Annotated in this window: 1 protein-coding gene; it reads left to right on the forward strand. The window is 58.1% G+C overall.

The window, feature by feature from the left end:
• Positions 1 to 2,333: DUF11 domain-containing protein (locus H9S92_RS15790; RefSeq protein ID WP_187467661.1), on the forward strand; the 2,333-nt coding region annotated here is incomplete at both ends.

Below are 2,333 nucleotides of genomic sequence, written 5' to 3' on the forward strand. Positions count from 1 at the left end.
AACGGTCCTAACGGCAACGGTACCCCCGGTGCTGGTCTGTACAACCTGGCCGAGCTCGACACCAACGGCGACGGCCAGCCCGACAGCAGCGACGATGCCTGCGGTGACCTGCCGAACGTCGAACTGGCGAAAACCTTCGTATCTGCGATGGTACAGCCTGACGGCTCTTACAATGTAGTCTACACGATTGCGGTGACGAACAACGGCGGTGCCACGGGCACTTACGGCCTGACGGACACGCCCAGCTTTGATGACGACGTCACGATCAACGGCGGCACCTTCAGTGGCGAAGCTTCCGGCACATTGACTACTGGCACGACGACGCTGACGACGAACAACAGCATCGCCGCTGGCGCAACGGAGACCTTCACGCTGACCTACAACGTGACGCTGGACCTGACGGCGGGTTCTACCGACGGTGGCGACAACGTCTACACGGCTTGTGGATCTAACGGTCCTAACGGCAACGGTACCCCCGGTGCTGGTCTGTACAACCTGGCCGAGCTCGACACCAACGGCGACGGCCAGCCCGACAGCAGCGACGACGCCTGCGGTGACCTGCCGAACGTCGAACTGGCGAAAACCTTCGTTTCTGCGACGGTACAGCCCGATGGCTCCTACAATGTGGTCTACACGATTGCGGTGACGAACAACGGCGGTGCCACGGGCACTTACGGCCTGACGGATACCCCTGCGTTTGACAACGACGTCACGATCAACGGCGGCACCTTCAGTGGCGAAGCTTCTGGTACACTGACTGCCGGCACGACGACGCTGACGACAAACAACAGCATCGCCGCTGGCGCAACGGAGACCTTCACGCTGACCTACAACGTGACGCTTGACCTGACGGCGGGTTCTACCGACGGTGGCGACAACGTCTACACGGCCTGCGGCAACGGTGGCCCGAACGGCGAAGGCACGCCCGGCCAAGGCTTGTACAACACCGCCTACCTGGACACCAACGGCGACGGCCAGCCCGACAGCAGCGATGATGCTTGCGGCGACCTGCCGAACCTGCTTTTGGACAAAGAGTTTGTCTCAGCTACCCCGAATGCGGACGGAACTTACACTGTGGTCTACACGATTGCGGTGACGAACAACGGCGGCGCAACCGGCACTTACGGCCTGACGGACACGCCCTCTTTTGAAGACGACGTAACCATCAATAGTGGATCATTTGCAGGAGAGGCTTCCGGTCAGTTGAATGTTTCTGGTGTTACAACTCTGACCGTAAACAACAGCATTGCCGCTGGCGCAACGGAGACTTTCACCCTCACTTACATTGTCACCCTTGATTTGGAGCCCGGCTCTACGGACGGCGGAGATAATGTATATACTGCCTGCGTGGGCGGAAGTGAGGAAGGCATCACGGGCACTCCCGGCACGGGCTTGTACAACCGGGCCGACTTGGATACGAACAATGACGGTCAGCCAGATTTGTCCGATGATGACTGCGGAGACCTGCCATTGTTTGACCTTGCTCTTGACAAAAACCTTGTACCTGCGTCCGCGCCCTATCAGCAAGGAAGTGCAGTGACCTACACGGTTACGGTGACCAACGAAGGTGAAATTGATGCAGCAAACGTAGAAGTAACCGATACGCCAGAAACGGGCCTTGTCTTCTCCAGCATTACTCCTCAAGCCGGAATTACGGGTACGGGCAATGGCAGTTTCACGATTGCTTCCCTGCCAGTAGGTAGTTCTGTAACCGTAACGCTTAACTACACCATCTCTAATTCCTTCCAAGGAACCACGCTCAACAATGCAGCGGAAATTACCGAGGACGGACCATTTGACGATATCGACTCTGATCCAGAAACCGGCGATGATGTCGACGAAGATGGAGACGGCGATGGTGACGATGACGACGAAGACAATGTTGACATCACTATCGATCAGACCTACGACCTGGCGCTGACGAAAGACCTCACCTCCGCTGGTCCCTACACCCAGGGCGCTACGGTGTCTTACAACATTACGGTAACTAACCAGGGTAGCCTGAACGCCGCTACGGTGGTGGTCGAAGACCGTCCGCAAGCGGGCCTGACCTACGCTGGCCTGAACAGCGGCGACGTAACGGACAACGGCGACGGCACCTTCACGCTGAACAATACTTTGGCACAGGGCGCGAGCCTGACCTTCAACGTGAGCTACACGATTGAYGCGACCTTCCAGGGCACGAGCCTGACCAACGTTGCGGAGATCACCGAAGACGACGGCGACGACGAAGACTCTACGCCGGACAACGACGTACCGACGGAAGACGACCAGGACGATGAGACGATCACGGTTGATCAGACCTACGACCTGGCGCTGACGAAAGACCTCAC

Source organism: Neolewinella lacunae, from assembly GCF_014349155.1.
GTDB lineage: Bacteria > Bacteroidota > Bacteroidia > Chitinophagales > Saprospiraceae > Neolewinella > Neolewinella lacunae.